This is a genomic window from Glycomyces sp. MUSA5-2 (assembly GCF_037034145.1).
GTDB classification, from domain to species: domain Bacteria; phylum Actinomycetota; class Actinomycetes; order Mycobacteriales; family Micromonosporaceae; genus Glycomyces; species Glycomyces artemisiae.
In genome coordinates this window covers 459,374-480,708 of sequence record NZ_JBAGKG010000001.1, presented here as the reverse complement: position 1 = coordinate 480,708, position 21,335 = coordinate 459,374, and the positions used below count along the sequence as shown (strand labels likewise).

The window sequence follows — 21,335 nt, the reverse complement described above, 5'->3', positions numbered from 1 at the left end:
ACGCCTCCTAATGCTGTGCCGCGTCGTGGTGGGCGCCCAGGTACGCGTCGATCACCCGCTGGTCGGCCGAGATCTGGTCCGGCGTCCCCTCGGTGATGAGCTGCCCGGCCGCCATGACGGCCACCCAGTCCGCGATCTCGTGGACCATGTCCATGTCGTGCTCGACGAACAGCACGGTCATGCCCTCTTCGCGCAGGTCCTTGATGTGCTCCAGCAGCGACTGCTTCAGCGCCGGGTTCACCCCGGCCATCGGCTCGTCGAGCATGATCATCTTCGGCTTGAGCATGAGCGCCCGGGCCATCTCAAGGAGCTTGCGCTGCCCGCCGGAGAGCTCCCCGGCGTAGTGGTCGCGCTTGTCCGCCAGCTTGAACCGCTCCAGCAGGTCCAGGGCCCGGGCGGCGTTCTGCGCCTCCTCCTTGAGCCACAGCCACCTGAACGGCGCCGCCCACAGGCGTTCCCCGCGCTGGCGGTCGGCGCCGATGAGCATGTTCTCCAGGACCGTCATGCGCGACAGGGCCTTCGTCAACTGGAACGTGCGGACCATGCCCGACCGGGCCACCTGGTACGACCGCATCCGGTCGGCCCGGCGCCCGTCGAACTCCCACGAGCCGCGGCTCGGCCGGTCGAACCCGGTGAGCAGGTTGAAGAACGTGGTCTTCCCCGCCCCGTTCGGGCCGATGAGCGCGGTGATCGCGCCCCGCTGGACCTCGATGTGCGCGACGTCCACGGCCACGAGGCCGCCGAACGCGCGCCGCACCCCGGTCGCGGTGAGGATCGCGTCCTGCTTCGGCGCGCCCGGCTCGGCGGGCACGCCCGCGAGGGCCGCCTTCGCCGCCGCGACGCCCGCCTTCACGTCATCGGACATCGAACATCAGCTCCTTCCGGTTGCCGATGAGCCCCTGCGGCCGGAAGATCAGCAGCAGGACCATTCCCAGACCCAGCAGGAAGAACACCAGCGGGCCCACCTGCGTCGAGTCGATCACGCTCGGCGGGATCACGTCGGCGGAGATCGCCTGGATGAGCCCCTGCGCGAGGATGTTGTACAGGAACCAGAACAGCGCCGCGCCGAGCACCGGCCCGAAGATCCGGGCCGCGCCGCCGAGGATGAGCACCACGTAGAAGTAGAACGTGAAGTCCGTGGTGAACGCGTCCGGCTGCACGTTCGCGCGGCTGAGCGCGAACACGAAGCCCGCGATCGCGCCGATGATGCCGCCGAGGACCAGCGCCTGCATTTTGTACGCGAATACGTTCTTGCCGAGGCTGCGCACGGCCTCCTCGTCCTCGCGGATGCCCTTGAGGACCCGGCCCCACGGGCTGTGGATGAGGAACGCCATGATCGCCAGGATGACCAGGACGAGCGTCCACCCCACGATCATGACCCAGGTGTCGCGGTAGGAGTACTGGAGCTCGAAGATCCCGAAGTCCACGGCCAGGCGGCCGTTGTCCATCGACACGAACAGGAACGACCAGGTCGTGTCGCGGTCCCACGGGATCATCTCGAAGAACGGCTCCGAGAAGCCGCGCATGCCGTCCGAGCCGCCGGTGGTGTCCGACCAGACCGTCGCGCGCGCGATGCGCCGCACGATCTCGGCCGCCGCGATCGTCACGATCGCCAGGTAGTCGGCTCTCAATCGGAGCGTCGGGATGCCGAGCAGCAGCGCCATCACGCACGCCGCGAGCAGCCCGATCACGATGCCCCACCAGAACGGCAGGCCCATCGCGACCACGCTGAGCGCCAGGCCGTACGCGCCCATCGCCGCGAACGCCGCCTGCCCGAAGTTGAGCAGACCGGTGTATCCGAACTGGAGGTTCAGGCCGATCGCGCCGAGCGCGTACACGAGCATCGTCGGACCGATGGCCTGCGTGAGCGCCTGGCTGAATACGAATTGCCAATCCATCGCGGGGCCCCCTAACCGATTCGCTCGCGGCGGCCCAGGATGCCCTGGGGACGGGTGAGCATGATGATGATGAGGACGGCCAGCGCGCCGACGTACTTGAGCTCGGGCGCCACCACGAGGGTCGACATCTGCACGAACACGCCGATGAGCATCGCGCCGACGAACGCGCCGAACGCGGTGCCGAGCCCGCCGAGGACCACGGCCGCGAACACGAGCAGCAGCAGGTGCTGGCCCATGTCGAACTTGACGCCGTCGCTGATCGACAGGAACACGCCCGACATGGCGGCGAGCGCGCCGCCGATCGTCCACACCAGGCGCACGACCTTGTTCACGTCGATGCCGGTGGACGCGGCGAGCGACGGGTTGTCCGCGACCGCGCGGGTCGCCTTGCCGAGCCTGGTGAACACCAGCGCCAGCCCGACGGCGACGCAGACCGCGAGCGCGATCAGGCCGGTGACGACCTCCTTGGGGGAGATGACGAGCCAGCCGAAGTCCCACGGAGGCTGGCCCACGTACTCGGTGTAGCGCTGGCGCTCGCCGCCGACGAAGAACAGCGTCGCGAAGCGGATGAGCAGGGCCACGCCGATCGAGATGATCATCATCGAGACCAGGCCGGTCCCCCTGCGCCGCAGCGGGGACCACAATCCCCAGTCCTGCGCCCAGCCGAACGCGGCGCCCAGGACGACCGCGGCGATTGCGGCGATCCACACGGGCAGGCCGAACGTGACGTTGAACAGCAGCGCCATGACGCCGCCGAAGGTGACCAGGTCGCCGTGGGCGAAGTTGGTGAGGCCCGTCGTGCCGAAGACCATCGAGAGGCCGACGGCCGCGAGGGCGATCATGAGGCCGAAGTGGAGGCCGGAGACCAGGAGGCTGATGGCGCGGGTCGCCCCGCCCTCGCCCTCGATCTCGCCGACCTCGTCGGCGGCGGCGTCGTCCGCGGCGGCGTCCTCGCTCTCGGAGGACTCCTCGCCGGGCTCGCCGCTCTCGTCGTCGGAGGAGGAGGGCGTCTCGCCGCCGCCGGGGCTCTCGCCCGGGGTGCAGCCGTCCACCTGGGTGTCGAGCGGGAACAGGGCGGTGCGGTCGCCGGTCACGTTGACTTCGAGCTGCGGTTTGCAGTTGCGTACGACGAGCCCTTCGGGCAGGGTGGACTCGTCCAGGGTGACGACGTAGTCGCCTTCCGCGTCGAGCGGTACGGCCCAGGTGCCGTCCGCCGCGGTGGTGACGGTGGCGATCTCCGCCCCCGACGCGTCGGACACGGTGATCGACACGCCCTCTACGGGCTGGTCCTGCTGGTCGTCGAGTGTGCCGTGGATGCCGTACGCGTCCTGTGCGGCGGCACTGCTGCTCACCCCCAGACACAGCGACAGGCCGGCCAGCGCAGCCGACAGCAGCAACAATGCTCGTCTCAATGGGCCCCCTCGGGAGGTTTCGGGCGTCGGAACCCGCCGGGTGCAATGTTCGAGAAACACCGAACGGCGGGAGTGAGTCGGATCTTAAAGAGACCTGTCTAACATCAGCACGTGTCGTTATAGAACCGTTGCAAATGTGGCGCGAATGTTACCGCCGCGTCGCCCGCGCCCCAGGGGCCGTGCCACACGGTCGTTTCGGTCTCGTTCGACACCAGTGAACACTTATTGCTCCCGTCGCCCGCACCCGCACCCCGCCCTCCGCAACCCTGGGGCCACCGCGCCGACACGGGGTGTGAGAGGATATTGCCCGCTCGGGGCAGTAGCTCAGCTGGTTAGAGCAGGGGACTCATAATCCCTGGGTCGCGGGTTCAAGTCCTGCCTGCCCTACGCAGAAGGCCCCGCTTCTGCGGGGCCTTTCGTCTTTCACTTTCCTTTGCGCACCCATGGAACTCGATTACCAGGGGACCGTTGTGTCCTTGTGGTATTCCAATCCTTCCTGGAAGAAGCCTCCGTTGGGGCCGTCGTCGTCGATGAGGGCGAGGTCGATGGCGACCTTTGCCGAGATGGCGGGGTCGCGCCAGCCCTGGTTGTCGTTGAGGTCCGTTTTGGTGTAGCCGGGGGTCATGGCGTTGACCTTGACGGGGCCGTCCTTGAACTCCTTGGCGTAGGAGATGGTGAGCATGTTGAGGGCGGACTTGGAGGCGGCGTAGGCGCCGCCCTGCATCGCGGAGAACTCGTTGTCGCCGGTCATGAAGTCGAAGGAGCCGACCTCGCTGGAGACGTTCACGATCCGCGGGGAGGCGGACTCGCGCAGCAGCGGGAGGAACGCGTTGGTCACCGCGACCACGCCGATCACGTTGGTCTCGAAGACCTTCCGGGTGGTCGCGACGGTCAGCTCGCTGGTGTCCCAGCCGCCGTCGGCGAGGGCGACCGCCGCGTTGTTCACGAGGATGTCGAGCCGCTCCACCTGCTTGACCGCGGCCGCGATCGAGTCCTCGTCCGTGACGTCGAGCTGGAGGAAGTCCGCCTCCACCCCTGCTTCGCGGAGCTTCGCGACGGCCTCCGCGCCCCGCTCCTCCGAGCGGGCACCCACCAGGACCTTGACGCCTTTCGCGCCAAGGCCCTTGGCGATCTCGTATCCGATTCCCTTGTTCGCGCCCGTGACGAGCGCCGTCTTCTGTTCCATGCCTTGAGCCTGCGCCGGTTTCCGGGACCTGCAAAGAGCACTGCTTATGGTGGTACATCCGGTACCTGGCTGCGGAGTGCGAACCGGGGGAGGATGGACGCATGGACCGCCAGCAGCTCGCCGACTTCCTCCGCACCCGCCGCGCCGCCATCAAGCCCGAAGGCGTGGGCCTGCCCGCGGGCACGCGGAGGCGCACCCCGGGCCTGCGGCGGCAGGAGGTGGCGCAGCTCGCGGGGATCTCCGTCGAGTACTACATCCGCCTGGAGCAGGCCCGCGGCCCGAAGCCCTCGCGGCAGGTCATCGGGGCGCTGGCCCGCGCGCTGGTGCTCGACCAGGACGAGCGGGCGCACCAGTTCCACCTCGTTGACGAGCTGCCCGAGTCGGAGTGCCGCACCGCCGTCAAGGAGGTCCCGACGGCGATCGCGAACCTCCTCGCCGGGCTGAACGACTATCCCGCGTACGTCATGGACGCCTGCTACGACATGCTCGCCTGGAACACCATGGCCGACCGGCTCATGGGCTACCTCTCGGCCCTCGCGCCCGAGCAGCGGAACGTGCTGCGCACCAACTTCTCCAGCGGCGACGTGGCCGCCCGGCTCGCCGACCCGTCGGTGCGCCGGTTCCTCGCCGACTCCGTCTCGGACCTGCGCGCCTCGCTCGCGCGCAACCCTGGGGACCGCAAGCTCAAGGGCCTCGTCGACGAGCTGCTGCGCGCCAGCCCCGAGTTCGGCGAGATGTGGGCCGACCACCGCGTGACCCCGCGCCGGGCCCAGACCAAGCGGGTCGTCCACCCCGTGGTCGGGCCGCTGGAGTTCGACTGCCAGGTCCTCGACGTGCCCGGCACCGGGATGCGGCTGGTCATGTATGTGCCGCAACCGGATTCGCCCACGGCCGCGGCGTTCCTGCGATTGGCGCAGCTCACTCCCGCAACCCCTGCTTCATCCGCGTAACCCGCCCGCGACGGACATCACGCCGGGTTTTCACCTCGGGGACTTTTACTCGTGCGGCGAGTGTTATTACGCTTGGACTCGGAGGCGCACCGCCTCCCCGTCTTGACAGCGACCGGTACGGCAAGGAAGCAGCCGGTGACAGCCTCAGCGTTCTCACCCTCCTTCTCATCCCACCGGAGCTGCACACCATGCGCATGCCTCTCTTCGCCATGTCGATCGGCGCGTTCGGCATCGGCACCGCCGAGTTCGCGATCATGGGCATCCTGCCCCAGGTCGCCGCCTCCCAGGACGTCTCGCTCGCCCAGGCCGGCCTCGCCGTCTCCGCGTACGCGGTCGGCGTCGTCCTCGGCGCGCCCCTGCTCACCGTCGCCACCACCCGCGTGCCCCGCAAGCCGCTGCTCATCGCCCTGATGCTGGCGTTCGCGGGCGCGAACGTCGCGACGGCGCTGGCCCCCGACTTCGCCTTCCTGCTCGGGTCCCGCTTCGTCGCGGGCCTGCCGCACGGCGCGTTCTTCGGGGCCGCCGCCGTGGTCGGCGCGAGCCTCGTGTCCTACGACCGCCGCGCCCGCGCGATCTCCGGCATCATGTCGGGCCTCACCGTCGCCACGATCGTCGGCGTCCCGGTGAGCGCCCTGGTCATCGGCCAGATCTCGTGGCGCTGGATCTTCGCGGCCGTCGCCGCGCTCGGCGTCGTCGCGGCCGCCGCGATCTGGGCGACGGTCCCGGACACCCGCGGGGTCATCGTGGCCACCAAGGCCTCCGACGAGATCCGCGCGATCCGCTCCAAGCGCGTCCTGCTCCCGCTCGTGACCGGCGCGGTCGGCTTCGGCGGCATGTTCGCCGCCTACACCTACCTGACGCCGATCCTCGAAGACGTCACCGGCATGAACGCCCTCGCCATCGCGATCACGCTCGCGGTCTTCGGCGTCGGCCTCACGCTCGGCAACGTCCTCGGCGGCCGGATCGCCGACGCCGCCCCGATCCAGGGCCTGTTCGGCGCGTTCGCGTCGATCGCGACCGTGCTCCTGGCGATGTACTTCTCCATGAGCAACCCGGTCCTCGCGATCGCGGGGGTCCTCCTCATGGCGACGTCCTCGTCGCTGGTCGGCCCGATCATGCAGCGGCTGCTCCTCGACGGCGCCCACTCGGCCCCGTCGCTGGCGTCCTCGCTGCACCACGCGGCCTTCAACCTCGCGAACGCGAACGGCGCCTGGCTCGGCGGCCTCGCGCTGTCGCTCGGCCTGAGCCTGACCGCCCCGATCCTCGTCGGCGTCGGCCTGGCCCTGGCGGGCCTGGTGCTGTCCTTCCCGCTGGCCCGCGCGCACGCCGAGGCGCAGGTCCCGGACATCGCGCCCGCGGAGCTGGTCACCGCCTCCTAACCGGCACGACGAAGGCCCCCGGCGCAGCGCCGGGGGCCTTTCGCGTCGCTCAAGGAATGAGCACGACCTTGCCCGTGGTGCCCCGGTTCTCAAGGGCCCGATGGGCTTCCGCGGCCTCGGCGAGCTTGAACGTGTGCACGGCCGGGCGCAGCCGCCCGGCCGCGAGCTCGGCGAGCGAGCGCTCTTCGAGGGCCCGGATGCCGCCCATGCGCTGGACGATCTTCGGCCCGAGTGCGCCGCTGACGGTGAGCCCGCGGCCCACGATGTCCTCCACGGTCGCCTCGGTGGCCTTGCCCGCGGACCAGCCGAACACGATCATGCGGGCGCCGAACCCGAGCCGCTCGAACACGGCCCGCCCGACCTCGCCGCCGACGGAGTCGAAGAACAGCGTCGCCTCGCGGCCCTCCAGGGCCCGGTCCAGCACGTCGGTCCAGTCCGCGGCCCGGTAGTCGATCGCCGCGTCGGCGCCGTTGGCGGCGACCTGCCGGACCTTGTCGGCCCCGCCCGCCAGGCCGATCACGTACGCCCCGGCGTTCTTGGCGGCCTGCACCAGGAGCGTGCCGAGCCCGCCTGCGGCGGCGGGGACGATGACGACGTCGTTCGCGTGGACGGGCCCGACCGCGAGGACGAGCAGCGCGGTCCGGCCGGTCCCGATCATCGCGACGGCCTCGCCGAAGTCCACGCCGTCGGGCAGCTCGTGCACCGACTCGACCTCGCGCACGGCCTTCTCCGCGTACCCCTGCGACGCGGGGCCGAGGTGCGCCACGACCCGCTTCCCGAGCCACGCTTCGTCCACGCCCTCGCCGACGACGTCGACGATCCCGGCGGCCTCGCGCCCGGGGATGAACGGCAGCTCCGGCAGCGGGAACGGCGTGCCCGACGCGCCGCTGCGGAAGCTCGTGTCGAGGACGTGGACGCCCGCGGCCCGGTTGTCGATGCGGACCTGGCCGGGGCCCGGCTCGGGGTCGGCGACCTCCTCGTACCGGAGCACCTCCGGGCCGCCGAACTCGTGGTGTCGGATCGCGTGCATGTCGTCGTTCCCTCCATGTCGATGGGTGTGCCGCAACAGTAGAGACGAGCCGACTGGCACCGCATCCGTCGACCGACTGGAGCCTCCTCACGCCTGGCGCGCGGGGTCGACGCCGAGCGCCTCGAACAGCTCCCGGGCCTCGACCGCGCACCGCGCGGCCTCGTACGACGCACCGGCGGCCTCGTAGGCGCGGGCGAGCGCCAGCAGGCTCCGGGCCTGGCGCAGCGGGTCGGGCATCGCCGCGAACACGTCGCACGCCTGCCGGCCCATCTTCACGGCCATGCGCAGGTTCCCGTCCGCGGTGTGCAGCTTGCACAGGACGCGGGCCTTGACCGCGAGCGTCTCGGAGGTCTGGAACCGGTCGAGCCGCGCGACCCGGTCGAGCGCGTCGCGGGCCTGGTCGAGGCGGCCGGAGTCGACGTGCATCTCCGCGAGCCAGTACGTGTACACCAGGACGTGCCGCCAGCCGTTGGACTGCTCGACCAGTTCGAGCCCGTGGAGCACGGCGGCCTCGGCGCGCGGGAAGTCGCCGTCGGCGCGGTGGACCGCCGACTGCCGGAAGTACAGCCGCGCCCGGTAGTACTTCGACGGGTGGTCCCGCAGCAGTTCGGCGATCTCGCGGCACAGGTCCTCCGCGGCCGAGACGCGGCCCTGGTCGATGTACAGCTCCGACAGCGACAGCAGCGGGTACACCGAGGTCGGGCCCTCGGGGGAGGCCGCGTCGAGGTCCCGGGCCCTGAGCAGGAGCGTCTCGGCTTCGGCGAAGATCCCCATGCGCCGCAGCACGGTCCCCAGCGACGCGAGGACCTCCACGTGGACGTACCGCTTCCCCGACCGCTCGGCCGCGCCGACGGCCTCGCGCAGGAGCGACACGGCCTCCCGGTACCGGCCCAGGTGGGTCAGGGTGGTCCCGAGGTCGTTGCGGGCCTTGCCGGTGCGGTCCCCGTGCGGGGTGCGGCTGAGGTATTCGAGGGTCTTCTGCGCGAACGCGAGCGACTGGTGCAGCTCCCCGGACGCGTACGCGACGGCGTCGGCGAGCGCGTACGCGCGCACCGCGTCCATCGGGTCGTCGGACTTGACGCCGCTCTCGACGCCCCGCTCGGCGACGTGCGCGAGCTCGGGCAGCTCGTACCGCGACTCGGTGAGCGTGCGCCGGTCGGGGCCCTCCTCGCTGTACCCGGCGTCGGCGAACGCGATGAGCCGCGCGAGCAGGCGCGAGACCTTCGCGTGCCCGTTCCATTCGAGGAACGTCGCCACGATGTTGCGGTACTCCTCGACCGGCAGCCGCGCCGACCCGCGGCAGTACCACTCCACGACCTGCTCCCGGAGCCCTTGCAGCGCAGCCGGGTCGAAGACGGTCTCGGCCTTGCGGCGGGCGTATTCGCGCACGAGGTCGTGGAAGCGGTAGCGGCCGGGCCGGTACTCGTCGATGCGGTGGGCGGTGACCAGGCGCGCGAGGAGCCGCTCGGCCGCGGGCGGGTCCCACGACACGAGCGACATCGCCAGGCCCTTCGAGAAGTCAGCGCCGGGCAGGAACGCGAGGTTGAGGTACAGCAGCTCCTCCTCGGGGTCCAGGGCCTGGAACGACAGGTCGAACGCGGCCGCCACGGTGGTCGTGGGGTCGCCTTCGACGGCGAGGTGCGCGAGCCGGTCCCTCCCGGCGAGGGCCGTCGCGGTCTCGGCGAGCGTCAGGTGCTGGGCCGCGAGGTTGGTGCCGACGATCCGCAGCGCCAGCGGCAGCCCGTCGCACAGCTCCGCGATCCGGTCGGCCGCTTCGGGTTCGGCCGCGACGCGCTCGGCCCCGATGAGGCCCTCCATGAGCCGCACCGCGTCGGCGGTGCCGAGGGTCCCGACGGTCACCTGCCGCACGTCCCGCAGCGCCGCGAGGTCGGGCAGCCGGGACCGGCTGGTGACGACCGCGACGCACCCGTCGGTGGCCGGGAGCAGCGGCAGCACCTGCTGCGAGTTCCGGGCGTTGTCGAGGATCACGAGGGTCCTCGTGTCGGCCAGCCGCGAGCGCAGCAGCGCCGACGCCTCGTCCACATCGGACGGAATGGATTCGGTGGGCACGCCGAGAGCCCGCAGGAACCCCGCGAGGACGTCCAGCGGCGTCAGCGGCGCCGTCCGGTCCCACCCGCGCAGGTTCACGTACAGCTGCCCGTCGGGGAACCGCTCGCGCACCCGGTGCGCCCAGTGCAGCGCGAGCGTCGTCTTGCCGGAGCCGCCGATCCCGGACAGGACCGCGACGCGCGGGCCGGGCCCGGTGAGCGCGTCGAGGGCCGCGAGCTGGCCCGACCGCCCGGTGAAGTGGACGGCGTCGGCGGGCAGCTGCGCGGGCGCCGGGAGCGACCGCGACGACGCGGTCTTCGGTGCGGCCCTGAGCGACGCGTCGTCGCGGAGGATCGCCGTGTACAGGTCCTTGAGCCGCTGGCCGGGGTCGATGCCGAGCTCGTCGGCGAGCTGGCGGCGGATCGAGTCGTATGTATCCAGCGCCTCGGCGGACCGGTCCTCCCGGTACAGCGCCGTCATGAGCAGCTCGGCCGCGTGCTGGCGGTACGGATGCCGCTCCAGGACCCGCCGCAGGTCCGCGACCACGGGCGCGCCGGTCGCGAGCCGCAGCTCCAGTTCCGCGCGGGCCTCCTCGGCGGCGGCGCGCTCCTCGTCCCACCGCAGCGCCCCCGCCTCGATGAGCCGCCCGGTCAGGCCCGCCAGGGCCGGGCCCCGCCACAGGTCCAGGGCCTCGCGCAGGGACTCAAGGGCCGCTTCGGGTTCGGACGCGGCGACCTGCTCGCGCGCGATCCGCGCGGCCCGCTGGAAGCGGAGCGAGTCGAGCTTCTCGGGGCCCACGCGCAGCCGGTAGCCGTCGCCGACGGTCTCCAGCTCGCTGGTCCCGGCCCGCAGCAGCAGGCCGCGCGCGGTGGCGACGGTGTTCTGGATCTGCCGCTTCGCCGTCGCGGGCGGGTCGTCGTCCCAGACCGCGTCCACCAGGCGGTGCAAGGGGATCACGCTGCCGGGCTCCAGCAGGAGCACGGCGAAGAGCCTGGGCAGGGTCCGGCCGGGCAGCGGCACGGGCAGGCCGTCCCATGCCAGTTGCAGCGGGCCGAGGATGCCGAAGTCCAAGGGCGCCACCTCCAGGGGGAGTCGAGGTGCGGGCCGGGCCGGAATTGGCGGTTCGCTCCAGTCTATGGGCATATCTTGATCATTTGGGAACGCTCGCAAGCCTTTCCGCTCAGTGAACGCGCGGTCGCGCACCGGCCCCGGCCTGCATCCGCATCCTGCTCGTGAAGCACTCGTGAACGTGTTGACCCCCTTGTATCGGATTCTCGACACATCGAGCAGCAGATCGAGGAGGAGCGATGTTCACAAGACAGCGTCCCGAAGCGCAGACCAGCCCCCGCGAGGCCCGCGCCAGGTTCCGGGACGGGCTGGTGGCCCACACCAGCGGCTGGTCCCAAGGGTACGTCCAGGCGAACCTGGTCAGCGTGCCGCGCAGGTACGCGATCAGTCTGCGCCGTTTCGCGGTGCGCAACCCGCGGGCCTGCCCCCTACTGGACGTGGTGGGCGCCGGGCGCTTCACCACGGACCTCGCCGAGGGCGCCGACCTGCGTCGGGACCTGCCCGCCTACCAGGTGTGGAGCCGCGGCCAGATGGTCGCCCGCCGCACCGACGTCGCGGACCTGTGGGACCGCGACCTGGTCACGTTCCTGCTGGGGTGCAGCTTCACGTTCGAGCCGCTCCTGGAGCGCGCCGGCATCCCGCTGCGCCACCTGGAGCAGGGAGTCAACGTCCCCATGTACCGCACCAACCGGAAGGCCCTGGGCGCCAGGCGCTTCCGCGGCCCCGTCGTGGTGTCGATGCGCCCGGTCCCGACCGACCTGGTCGCCCGCGCCGCCCAGATCACCATGGAGCTGCCGTTCGCCCACGGCGCGCCCGTCCACGTCGGCAGCCCCGCGATGCTCGGCGTCCGGGACCTCGACCGCCCCGACTTCGGCGACCCGGTGCGCCTCCACGACGGCGACGTCCCCGTGTTCTGGGCCTGCGGCGTGACGCTCCAGGAGGCCGTGGTGAAAGCCAAGCTGCCCTTCGCGATCACCCACGCGCCCGGGCACATGCTCATCACGGACCGCCGTGCCCGCACGGCGGACTCCGGCGAGATCAGGACCGTCCGATGAGCGGCGGCACGGTCACACCGCGCCCGCCGACGCCGAGGCCGCGGCCGGTTCCGGGAGGCGGAACATTCCCAGGAAGCGCTCTGCCATCGCCTGGTCGCCCTGGACGGTGACGCGCCCGGCGTGCAGCGACACGTCGAGGCTGCGCCCGCCCAGGGTCAGCCGCTTGAGCGTCTCCGCGTCGGTCCTGATGACCGCGTGCGGATGCTCGGGCCGGCCCGGCGCCAGGATCAGCTGCGCGTCGATGATCTCCGCGATGAACGGCCGGTCCCCGACCCACAGCTCGAACGCCGCGTCGAAGCCCTGCGCGGCCTGCGGCATGAACAGCGACCGCATCGACAGGATCAGCGCGTCGGCGCCCATCGGCGCGTCGAGCGGGATCGCCGCCGACCGGGCGCCCCACCGCAGCAGCAGCACGATCGGGCCCTCCAGCTCCCGGCCCCACTCGGTCAGCTCGTACACCTTCGACGCCGCGGGCGGCGGCAGCCGCCGCTTCCCGACGACCCCGGCGGCTTCGAGCTCCCGCAGCCGCTGCGACAGCACGTTCGCGCTGGCGCCGTGGAGCCCCGAGCGGAGGTCGGTGAAGCGCTTGGGGCCGAGCAGCAGCTCGCGGACGATGAGGAGCGACCAGCGCTCGCCGACGAGGTCGAGTGCGTGGGCCGCGGGGCAGCCTTCGCCGTAAGTGCGCACGGTGGCCTCCAGGAAAGGGACAGAAACCGCAGGTGAACGGCAACGCGGTAGTTCCCGTTCATCCTATGGTCCCGTTCCGCGAGCGACAAGTCCTGGGAAATGACCGGAACATCTCGGAACGGTAACGTGAGGTCGGTAAAAGGTACGTGACGTACCGCCCGTCGCGCTTGCGCGCCCTCGGATCATGCGGCACCATTCAGATCGTGCCTGAACTGACCGCCTCCTCGCTCATGGAGCACCACGAAGCCGCCAAGACGCTCGTCGCGCTCCTTGAGGGCAACGGCCGATTCATCGCCGGAGAGCCCCGCTACAAGCGCGACATCACCTCCGCGCGCCAGCACGCGCCGGGGCAGAAGCCCAGCGCCGTCGTCTTCACGTGCATCGACTCCCGCGTCACCGCCGAGTCCGTGTTCGACTGCGACTTCGGGCAGCTCCTGGTCGTGCGCACCGCCGGGCACGTCCCCGACCGGGCCGCCGTCGGCTCCCTGGAGTTCGCCGCCGCCGAGCTCGGCGTCTCCCTCGTCGTGGTCCTCGGCCACGAGCGGTGCGGCGCCATCAACGCGGCCCTCCACGCCGTCGCCGACGACACCCACGACCCGCGCACCGACTACCTCGTCGAGCAGCTGTGGCAGCCCGCGTCCCAGGCCCTCTCGGAGACCTCCGACGGCGAGGACGCGGCCCCGAAGGCCCTGCGCCTCCAGGTCCGCCGCACCGTCGCCGACCTCGGCCGCCGCGCCAACCTCGAAGGAGTCCTCGTCGTCGGCGCCGTCTACGACCTGGACACCGGCGAAGTGACGCTCATCGAGGAGAACTGACGGCCCCGGGCTGTCACAATCGGGGTATGAGCGACCAACCCTTGACCGGGGCCGAGATCGAACTCGCCCTCTCCGACCTGCCCGGCTGGAGCCACGAGCACGACCGGCTCCAGAGCACGTGGACCTTCGACGGCCACCTCCAGGCGCTCGCCGCCGCCACCGGCGTCGGCCTGCTCTCGGAGCGCCGCAACCACCACGCGGACCTGACGATCAACTACAACAAGCTCACCGTCTCGGTCACCACCCACTCGGCGGGCAGCAAGGTCTCCGCGAAGGACACCGAACTCGCGCAGGCCGTCAGCGCGCTCCTCGACTGAGTCAATCGCGCTCGATCGGCCTCCGGCCTTCTCGACTGACTTTCCCAGCCGATCGGCTGGCGTGCAAGGAGATCCGCAAGCGTCCCAATGTGTACGAACCGGCCCGGCGGGGAACCCCGCCGGACACCGGCCTCCTCGGTTGCACTCGGGAGCACGTCATGGACGCTTTCGCCACCCGCCCCACCAGGGCCCACCGGCGCATGGCCCTCTACCGCCTCGCGCAGGCCCGCCGCCGCGGCGCGATCGACGCCGACGAGTTCCGCCTCCGCCGCCAGCTCGCCCGCCGCGCCGAGACCCTCGCCGACCTCCAAGCGCTCCTGGAGGACTTCGCCACCGACTACGAGCAGGGCCGCGACCACTGGCGCTACGGGCGCTGGCGCCGGCCTGTGCGCGAAGGCCACGAACTGGAGATCCAGCGGTTCGTCGGCATCGCGCTCCTGGTGGCCGTGCTCATCGCCGCCGCCGTCCTCGTCTGGGGCGTCGTGGCGGTCGCCGGGCGCGTGAACTGAACCGGGCAGCGCTGCCGCATCGGCCTCGGCAGCGCCGCCCGGCGATCACTCGGGCGCGGTGAGCGCCCGGAGCTTCTGGGCGAGCCCTTCCAGGGCGTCGCCGATCCACGGCATCGACGCGGGCTCGTCGGAGACGAGGGCCGCGAGCCGCTCGGAGTCGTTCTCGCCGTACAGGCCAGGCACCGCCACGCGGATCGTCAGGCGCTCCGGGTCGTCGCCGAACGCGCTTCCCGGCAGGACCACGATCCCGAACCGCTCCAGCAGGACCTCCGCGAGGTCCGCACTCGTGGCGATACCCCAGTCGGCGGCCAGCGACGCGCGCAGCGGCTCGAAGTCCGGCCACACGTAGAACCCGCCCTGCGGCGGCATGACCTCGCACCCGGCGCCCGCGAAGACCTCCGCGACGGCGTTCGCGACCGACCCGTGGAGGCGCCGCGCCAGCGCGACCCGGTCGACCAGCTCCTGCGGGTCCGACCACGCGTACGCCGCGGCGTGCTGCATCGGCATCGGCGTCGAGGACCACAGCTCGGAGGCCGTGCCGCGCACCGACTCCCGCAGCCGCTCGCCGAGCGGCGAGTCCGGGAAGCGGGCGGCGCCGATCCTCCAGCCGCCGAGCGCGTAGTTCTTCGACAGCGACGTGGTCGTCACCGTGCGCTCGGGCGCCCACGCGGAGGGGGAGGGGAACGCGCCGGGCTCGAACACGAGGTCCCGGTAGATCTCGTCGGCGGCGATGATGAGGTCCAGCTCCCGCGCGGCCTCGCACAGGGCCTTGACCGACTGCTCGGAGGCGAGGCGCCCGGTCGGGTTGTCGGGCAGGGTGACCACGACGATGCGCGGGTCCCGCCCGGCGGCGCGGGCCGCGCGCACGGCCGCGTCCATGGCGTCGGCGTCCGGCACGCCCCCTTCGCCTTCGGGGACGGGCACGCGGATGGGGTCGCGGCCGAGCATCTCCGCCTGGGCCCCGTAGGAGACCCACGCGGGCTTGGGGAGGACCACGTCGCCCCCGGCGGCGTGGAGGAGCGCGAACAGGAGCGGCTTCGACCCGGGGCCGAGGAGCACCTGCTCCTTGGCGGTGGGGATCGCGCGGCGGGTCCAGTACCCGGCGGCGGCCTCGCGGGCCGCGTCGGTCCCGGCGACGGGGCCGTAGGCGGTCTGCCCGGCGGCCTGCGCAAGGCGCTGCCTCAGCAAGGGGTGCACGGGGATCCCCGCTTCCCCGAACCCGAGCGCGAGCACCTCCTGCCCGGCGGCGCGGCGGGCGGCGATCGCTTCGTTGGCGGCGAGGGTGGCGGAGACGGTCACGGGTGACTCCTCGTTGGAGACTGTCTGAACGGGACCCAGAGTCCTCCACAAGGAGCATCATCGCAAGTATTTCTACCTGTTGCCGAGGATAAGATTGCCTTATGCTCGATGTTCGCCGCCTGCGCCTCCTCTACGAGTTCGCCGCCCAGGGATCGATATCCGCCACTGCCGTCGCGACCGGCCAGACGGCCTCCGCGGTCTCGCAGCAGTTGGCCGCCTTGGAGAAGGAGGCCGGTGTCGCGCTCCTCGAACGCACCGCCCGCTCCGCCCAGCTGACCGACGCCGGGCGCCGCCTCGTCGAGCACACCGCCCTCATCCTGGAGGCGATCGACGCCGCCGAGACCGACCTCGCCGCCGAGTCCGCCGAGCCCCGCGGCCGGGTCACCGTCACCGCGTTCCCCACGGTCGCGGTCGCGCTGGCGGGCCCGATCGTGCGCCGCCTGCGCCGCCACCCCGAGCTCCAGATGGTCCTGCGCCAGCAGCACACGGTCAGCGAGTCGCTGGCGCGCGTGCGCTCGGGGGAGATCGACCTGGCCCTCATCGACGACTGGTCGGGCCAGCGCCGCCCGGCCACCGTGGGGCCCTTGACGTTCCACCACCTCGTGAAGGACCCCCTCGTCGCGGTCCTCCCCGCCCGCCACCGGCTCGCCTCGAAGGAGGTCCTGTCCGCGCACGAGCTCGCGGGCGAACCGTGGATCGCCTCCCCGGGCGGCGAGCCGTCCCGCACGGCCCTCGACCGCCTCTGGCGCGCGGAGGGCATCTCGGTCCCGGTCTCGGAGTTCGAGGGCCTCGACACGATCCTCACCCTCGTCGCCAAGGGCCTCGGCGTGACCGTGGCCCCGTGGATGGCCGCCGCCGAACGCCGCGACGTCGCCGTCCGCGCCGTCGCCGAGGAACTCCCCGGCCGCGACGTCTACGTCGTCCACCGCACGGCCTCCACCGGCCGCCCCGCGGTGATGACGGTCCTCCAGGCCCTCCACCAGGCGGCCCGGAAACTCATGACGGCCGCCGAGCGGTTCTGAACTGTCGTACCTCCGCGTCACCCTCGTATCGGGGGCCCGCACAGCGACACACCCGACCTCGTGACCCGCTCGCCCCCGGATGTCGTACCCGCCGGGCACCGTTGAAACCGGGGGCGGCCGAATCGCGACACGCCCGGGCGCGGGGCGCGTCAGCGCAGATGCGAAGGCGGATAAGGCGAGTCCTCGCCCTCCCACCCGTCGGCCTCCGCAGCCTCGGGCTTCGGCCGGGGCCGCTTCGGTTCTTTCACCTTGGGCTGCTTCGGCTTCGGGCGCCAGTGCACCAGGTACGCCGCGAGCCACGTGGTGATCGGCACGGCCGCGATGAGGCCGAGCGTGCCCGCCACCGACCGCACGATCTCCGTGGCGATCGTCTGGCTCGTGAGCACCTGCTCCAGCGGCCGGTTCGCCGCGGCGATGAGCACCAGCAGCGGGAGCGAGGCGCCCGCGTACGCGAGCACCAGCGTGTTCACCACCGACGTCAGGTGGTCGCGCCCGACCCGCATCCCCGACTTGTACAGCCGCGCGGGCCCCCACTTCGGGTTCGCCTTCGACACCTCGTCCACCGTGGCCGCCTGCGAGACCGTCACGTCGTCGATGACGCCGAGCGCGCCGATGAGGATGCCCGCCAGCAGCAGGCCCGACATGTCGATTGGATACTGGAGCGCGAGGTTCGTGGTGCTCTCGTCGAGCACCCCGTTCAGCTCCGCGAGCCGCACCGCCGCCTCCGCGAGCAGCACCGTGAGCACCAGCGACGCGAGCGTCCCGACCACGGCCACCGTCGTCGTCCGGTTCCACCCGTGCGCCAGGTACAGCGACACGAGCATGATCGCGGCCGCCCCCACGATCGCCACGAGCACGGGGGAGGACCCGTCGAGCACCGCGGGCACCATGAACAGCAGCACCACCGCGAACGTGACGCCCAGGCTCACCAGCGACCGCACGCCTTTCCACCGCCCGAACGCCACCACCGCGAGCGCGAACGCGATGACCAGCGCCCACAGCGCCCCGGCCCGGTCGTGGTCGATGATGTGGAACTGCTGGCCCGACACCGAGTCGGGCGTGTAGATGAGGATGACGTCGTCGCCCGCCTCGACCACCGGCGCGCCAGGGCCGCTCGGGATGTCGACCACGGCCTCCTCGCCGGAGAACTCGCCGCTGGTGATCGTCACGACGACCTCGCCGCACACGTCGACGACCTCGGCCTCCTCGGCGCTGCACTCGGTCTCGGTGACGGCGATGACCCGCCCGTCGACCTCGGTCCCGTACTCGTCGATCGCGGCGTCCTCGACGCCCTGCGGCCACAGCAGGATCATGCCGATGACCGTGGCGATCGCGGCCGGGACCAGGATCCACAGCGCGGCCCGGGGAACGGCGTCGTTGGGGATGAGGTGGCCGTGGCTGTGCTTCACCGGTTCGTCGTGCTTCACAGGATCGTCGTTCACGTCCGAGAGCCTACGGCCCCGCGCCCGCCCGGGCGCGCAGCAGCGCGCCCGGGGCCGCCCACAGCGGACATACGCCGTGAACCGTCCGCAGCCATCTGGGGACTCGTCCTGCAGCGCTCCAGTCGCCGAGGGTCAGGGCCTTCAAACGTCCACGGGGTCGACCCACCGGACCGCGGAGTAATTGCGCCACAAGTGGAGCAGTGCCGGGTCTCCGTGTACGGCGAGGTCGTCGAAGGGAAGCCGGTTCCACAGCGCCAGGTACAGCAGCTCCACCGGGCCCTCGATGACGCAGTGCGGGGACTCGACCTCGCTGAACGTCACGAGCGGTCCCGTGTCGGTGGGGTGCACGTACCAGTCGCCGCGGCCCGGCGGGAGGTCGGTGGCGTGGATGTGGAGCACTGAAGGCCGCAGTGCCCGCACCCTGCTCGACGGGCGGCCGTGGAACCCCAGCAGCAGCTCGTCGATGCCGTCGGCCGCGAATTCGGGGCCGACCGGTGATATCTCGTCGCCGCGCGCCTGTTCGGCGTCGACGCGGTGGATGGTCGTCTCGTGGGCCTGTCTGCGGACCCAGAAGCGCCGTGAGGACTGAGCGGGGAACACCTGCCAGCACTGGAGGTCGTCGGGGGCGGCTTCCAGCACCGCCGCGAGCCGCATGAGGCCCTCCCTGACCCAGTCGACCAGCAGGTCGTCGTGGGGCGTGGGCCCCACGATGCGCTGGAAGTCCTGCTTGCGGGGATCGTAGGGCAGGGCTCCGCCCACGATCGCCGCCGCCCAGCGATGGACGGTCCCGATATGGGTCAAGAGGTCCTTGACGATCCACCCCGGGCAGGTGGGCACGAGCGCGTTCAATGCGAGTTCCCCACCAGCGACAGCGATCCGCTCCCCTTCGGTGCGCAGCACGTTGATTTGGTCGCCGATGTTCATCCTCTGAAGTTTCGCACCTGTGTCGTGAATTACGCAAGTTCGGCGGTGGACCGATACACAAGTGTTAAACCGGTGTAGCACTGGCGAGTCGGACATCAATGGGACCGTTCACCACGGGAGTCGCCCGGGCACTCCCGTGCGGGGCGTAGGTTCGACGGATGCAGCACCGGCTCATCGTCGTCACCGACCGGCACGGGTGCCCGCGCCCGCTCGCCGACCAGGTCGCGCTCGCCCTCCGCGGCGGGCCGTTCGCCCTCGTCCTGCGCGACAAGGACCTCTCGTGGGAGGAGCGCCACCACCTGGCCGCCGAACTGGGCATCCTCGTCGCCGAGTACGGCGGCGTCCTCATCGTCGCCGACCCCGAGGCTCCGGTGGCCGCCGCGCACCTCTCGGCCGCCCGGGCCGTCCCCGACCCGCGGCCGGTCCTGGTCGGCCGGTCCGTCCACGCGGGCGAGCCGATCGACCCGGGCCTGGACTACTGCACGTACTCGCCGGTGTGGCCCAGCGACTCGAAGCCGGGCTACGGCCCGGCGATCGGGCCCGCCGCGCTGGCCGAGGTCTGCGCGGCGAGCCCGGTCCCGGTGTACGCGCTCGGCGGCGTGGACGGCCCGGACCGGGCCCTCGCCGCGAGGGAGGCGGGTGCGGCGGGGGTCGCGGTCATGGGCCAGGTCATGCGCGCCGACGACCCGGAGCACGAGATCCGCGCGCTCCGGGGCGCGCTGGTCTGAACCGCGCTAGCGGTCGAGGCCGTTGGCGGCGATGACCTTCGAGTAGAACTTCGCGCTCGACTTCGGGGTGCGCTTCTGGGTCGCGTAGTCGACGTGGACGATGCCGAAGCGCTTGTCGTACCCGAAGGCCCACTCGAAGTTGTCCATGAGCGACCAGGCGGTGTAGCCGCGCACGTCGGCCCCGGCCTCGATCGCGTCGTGGACAGCGGCGATGTGGGAGCGCAGGTAGGCGACGCGCTCGACGTCGTCGACCTCGCCGTCCTCCCCGGGCCCGGTCGGGTAGGCCGCGCCGTTCTCGGTGACCATCGTGGCGACGCCGTAGTCCTTGTGGAGGCGCACCAGCAGGTCGGTCAGGCCGGTCGCGTCGATCGCCCAGCCCATGTCGGTGTACTCCAGGCCCTCGGGGGTGTAGTTCTCCACGTTGAACGTGCCGGGGCCGACCGGGCTCTCGGGCACGCCGGCCTTGGCGCGCACCCAGGTCGGGCTGTAGTAGTTGACGCCGAGCAGGTCGATCGGCTGGTTGATCGCCTCCAGGTCGCCGTCCTGCACGAACGACCAGTCGGTGTGGTGCTGCGTGCGCGCCAGGACCTCCGCGGGGTACTCGCCGCGCAGGATCGGGTCGAAGAACACGCGGTTGGCGATGCCGTCGACGGTGTGCACCGCCTCCTCCTCGCCGCGGACCTGCGTCGGGTTGAGCACGATCGACACCTGCTCCGCCCCGGCGGCGCGCAGCGCCTGCACGGCGAGGCCGTGGCCGAGGTTGAGGTGGTGGACGGCGGCGAGCGCGGCGGCGGGCTCGGTGCGGCCCGGCGCGTGGTGGCCGTTGCCGTAGCCGAGGTACGCGGAGCACCACGGCTCGTTCAGGGTCCACCAGGTGTGGACGCGGTCGGAGAGGCGGGCGCCGACGATCGCGGCGTACTCGCCGAAGCGCTCGGCGGTCGCGCGCTCGGGCCAGCCGCCGCGGTCCTCCAGGTTCTGGGGGAGGTCCCAGTGGTAGAGCGTCGGCATGGGCTTGATGCCGGCGGCGACGAGCTTGTCGACGAGGCGGTCGTAGAAGTCGAGCCCGGCGGGGTTCGCGGGCCCGGAGCCGTCGGGCTGGATGCGCGGCCACGCGATCGAGAACCGGTAGGTGTCGACGCCGAGCGAGGCCATGAGCGCCACGTCCTCGTCGACCCGGTGGTAGTGGTCGCAGGCCACGGCCCCGGACTGGCCGCGCCAGGTCTTCCCCGGCGTCGCCGAGAACACGTCCCAGATGGACGGGCCCCGGCCGTCCTCGTTCGCCGCCCCCTCGATCTGGTAGGAGGCCGTCGCGGTCCCCCACAGGAATCCCTCGGGGAAGGTCAGCTGCGTCATCGGATGGCACCTTTCTCCGCCGCGCGACCGGGTTCCTCCGCGGCGCGGCGCTGGATGGAAACGAGTTGCCGGGCTCCGGAATGATACGCCACTGGAATCGCTCCCATCGAACAGGGAGGGACAGATATCGATCCAATCGCGCCCGGTAACGATTCAGCAATGCACACTTGACATTCACTGTTACCCAGAGCACCATTGCCAGCGTCGCCACG

19 protein-coding genes and 1 tRNA gene are annotated in these 21,335 nt (G+C 71.7%); 9 read left to right on the top strand and 11 right to left on the bottom strand.

The features are described 5' to 3' along the window. Positions 1 to 7: 7 nt before the first annotated feature. The 3 genes from WA640_RS02285 to WA640_RS02275 are packed head-to-tail and all read right to left on the bottom strand — an operon-like array spanning position 8 to position 3,310. Positions 8 to 865 carry an ABC transporter ATP-binding protein gene (locus WA640_RS02285; protein WP_106362031.1) on the bottom strand — a complete coding sequence of 286 codons (858 nt, stop codon included), beginning with the start codon at positions 863 to 865 and terminating at the stop codon, positions 8 to 10. Beyond that, positions 855 to 1,898 carry a branched-chain amino acid ABC transporter permease gene (locus tag WA640_RS02280; RefSeq protein ID WP_335985884.1) on the bottom strand — a complete coding sequence of 348 codons (1,044 nt, stop codon included), beginning with the start codon at positions 1,896 to 1,898 and terminating at the stop codon, positions 855 to 857. Before WA640_RS02280 ends, WA640_RS02285 begins: the two co-directional genes overlap by 11 nt. 11 nt (positions 1,899 to 1,909) lie before the next feature. Then, positions 1,910 to 3,310, bottom strand: a complete 1,401-nt coding sequence (locus WA640_RS02275; protein WP_335985882.1) for a branched-chain amino acid ABC transporter permease — start codon at positions 3,308 to 3,310, stop codon at positions 1,910 to 1,912. 313 nt (positions 3,311 to 3,623) lie between these two features. Between WA640_RS02275 and WA640_RS02270 the strand changes: the two genes are divergently transcribed. Continuing rightward, positions 3,624 to 3,697: transfer RNA gene (locus WA640_RS02270), tRNA-Ile, on the top strand. A 67-nt stretch (positions 3,698 to 3,764) separates the two neighbouring features. Here WA640_RS02270 and WA640_RS02265 read toward each other — a convergent pair. Then, on the bottom strand, positions 3,765 to 4,496 hold the full coding sequence (locus WA640_RS02265; RefSeq protein WP_335985881.1) for an SDR family oxidoreductase: 732 nt from the start codon (positions 4,494 to 4,496) through the stop codon (positions 3,765 to 3,767). A 101-nt stretch (positions 4,497 to 4,597) separates the two neighbouring features. Between WA640_RS02265 and WA640_RS02260 the strand changes: the two genes are divergently transcribed. Further along, on the top strand, positions 4,598 to 5,446 hold the full coding sequence (locus WA640_RS02260; protein WP_335985880.1) for a helix-turn-helix transcriptional regulator: 849 nt from the start codon (positions 4,598 to 4,600) through the stop codon (positions 5,444 to 5,446). Positions 5,447 to 5,634: 188 nt separating this feature from the next. Continuing rightward, positions 5,635 to 6,825, top strand: coding sequence for an MFS transporter (locus WA640_RS02255; protein WP_335985877.1), 1,191 nt, complete (start codon positions 5,635 to 5,637; stop codon positions 6,823 to 6,825). Between the two features lie 49 nt (positions 6,826 to 6,874). On the opposite strand, the gene WA640_RS02250 is transcribed toward WA640_RS02255, so the two are convergent. Together WA640_RS02250 and WA640_RS02245 are read right to left on the bottom strand one after the other, a co-directional pair. Beyond that, positions 6,875 to 7,855, bottom strand: coding sequence for a zinc-binding dehydrogenase (locus WA640_RS02250; RefSeq protein ID WP_335985876.1), 981 nt, complete (start codon positions 7,853 to 7,855; stop codon positions 6,875 to 6,877). An 87-nt stretch (positions 7,856 to 7,942) separates the two neighbouring features. Then, positions 7,943 to 10,975, bottom strand: a complete 3,033-nt coding sequence (locus WA640_RS02245; RefSeq protein WP_335985875.1) for an AfsR/SARP family transcriptional regulator — start codon at positions 10,973 to 10,975, stop codon at positions 7,943 to 7,945. 236 nt (positions 10,976 to 11,211) lie between these two features. Between WA640_RS02245 and WA640_RS02240 the strand changes: the two genes are divergently transcribed. Then, positions 11,212 to 12,027 carry a putative hydro-lyase gene (locus tag WA640_RS02240; protein ID WP_335985874.1) on the top strand — a complete coding sequence of 272 codons (816 nt, stop codon included), beginning with the start codon at positions 11,212 to 11,214 and terminating at the stop codon, positions 12,025 to 12,027. A gap of 12 nt (positions 12,028 to 12,039) precedes the next feature. On the opposite strand, the gene WA640_RS02235 is transcribed toward WA640_RS02240, so the two are convergent. Beyond that, complete coding sequence (locus WA640_RS02235) at positions 12,040 to 12,714, bottom strand: winged helix-turn-helix transcriptional regulator (RefSeq protein ID WP_181245595.1); 675 nt, start codon at positions 12,712 to 12,714, stop codon at positions 12,040 to 12,042. Positions 12,715 to 12,917: 203 nt separating this feature from the next. Here WA640_RS02235 and WA640_RS02230 point away from each other — a divergent pair, with 203 nt between their 5' ends. The 3 genes from WA640_RS02230 (at position 12,918) to WA640_RS02220 (ending at position 14,355) form a co-directional block, all read left to right on the top strand. After that, positions 12,918 to 13,529: a carbonic anhydrase gene (locus WA640_RS02230; RefSeq protein ID WP_219926495.1), complete on the top strand. Its 612-nt coding sequence runs from the start codon at positions 12,918 to 12,920 to the stop codon at positions 13,527 to 13,529. A 26-nt stretch (positions 13,530 to 13,555) separates the two neighbouring features. Further along, a complete protein-coding gene (locus WA640_RS02225) occupies positions 13,556 to 13,846 on the top strand; it encodes a 4a-hydroxytetrahydrobiopterin dehydratase (RefSeq protein WP_335985873.1) in 291 nt (96 codons plus the stop codon). A gap of 158 nt (positions 13,847 to 14,004) precedes the next feature. Beyond that, positions 14,005 to 14,355: a hypothetical protein gene (locus WA640_RS02220; RefSeq protein WP_335985872.1), complete on the top strand. Its 351-nt coding sequence runs from the start codon at positions 14,005 to 14,007 to the stop codon at positions 14,353 to 14,355. Between the two features lie 45 nt (positions 14,356 to 14,400). On the opposite strand, the gene WA640_RS02215 is transcribed toward WA640_RS02220, so the two are convergent. Further along, on the bottom strand, positions 14,401 to 15,654 hold the full coding sequence (locus tag WA640_RS02215; protein ID WP_335985871.1) for a pyridoxal phosphate-dependent aminotransferase: 1,254 nt from the start codon (positions 15,652 to 15,654) through the stop codon (positions 14,401 to 14,403). A gap of 101 nt (positions 15,655 to 15,755) precedes the next feature. On the opposite strand from WA640_RS02215, the gene WA640_RS02210 reads away from it, so the two are divergent. Further along, a complete protein-coding gene (locus tag WA640_RS02210) occupies positions 15,756 to 16,676 on the top strand; it encodes a LysR family transcriptional regulator (protein WP_106362044.1) in 921 nt (306 codons plus the stop codon). 149 nt (positions 16,677 to 16,825) lie between these two features. Here the strand turns inward: WA640_RS02210 and WA640_RS02205 are convergent, their stop codons facing one another. Both WA640_RS02205 and WA640_RS02200 read right to left on the bottom strand, forming a co-directional pair. Then, on the bottom strand, positions 16,826 to 18,118 hold the full coding sequence (locus WA640_RS02205) for a YibE/F family protein (RefSeq protein ID WP_335985870.1): 1,293 nt from the start codon (positions 18,116 to 18,118) through the stop codon (positions 16,826 to 16,828). A gap of 141 nt (positions 18,119 to 18,259) precedes the next feature. After that, on the bottom strand, positions 18,260 to 19,042 hold the full coding sequence (locus tag WA640_RS02200) for a maleylpyruvate isomerase family mycothiol-dependent enzyme (RefSeq protein WP_335985869.1): 783 nt from the start codon (positions 19,040 to 19,042) through the stop codon (positions 18,260 to 18,262). A 158-nt stretch (positions 19,043 to 19,200) separates the two neighbouring features. Between WA640_RS02200 and WA640_RS02195 the strand changes: the two genes are divergently transcribed. Then, positions 19,201 to 19,770 carry a thiamine phosphate synthase gene (locus tag WA640_RS02195; RefSeq protein WP_335985868.1) on the top strand — a complete coding sequence of 190 codons (570 nt, stop codon included), beginning with the start codon at positions 19,201 to 19,203 and terminating at the stop codon, positions 19,768 to 19,770. Between the two features lie 6 nt (positions 19,771 to 19,776). Here the strand turns inward: WA640_RS02195 and WA640_RS02190 are convergent, their stop codons facing one another. Further along, positions 19,777 to 21,123: a GH1 family beta-glucosidase gene (locus WA640_RS02190; protein ID WP_335985867.1), complete on the bottom strand. Its 1,347-nt coding sequence runs from the start codon at positions 21,121 to 21,123 to the stop codon at positions 19,777 to 19,779. Positions 21,124 to 21,335: the final 212 nt, after the last annotated feature.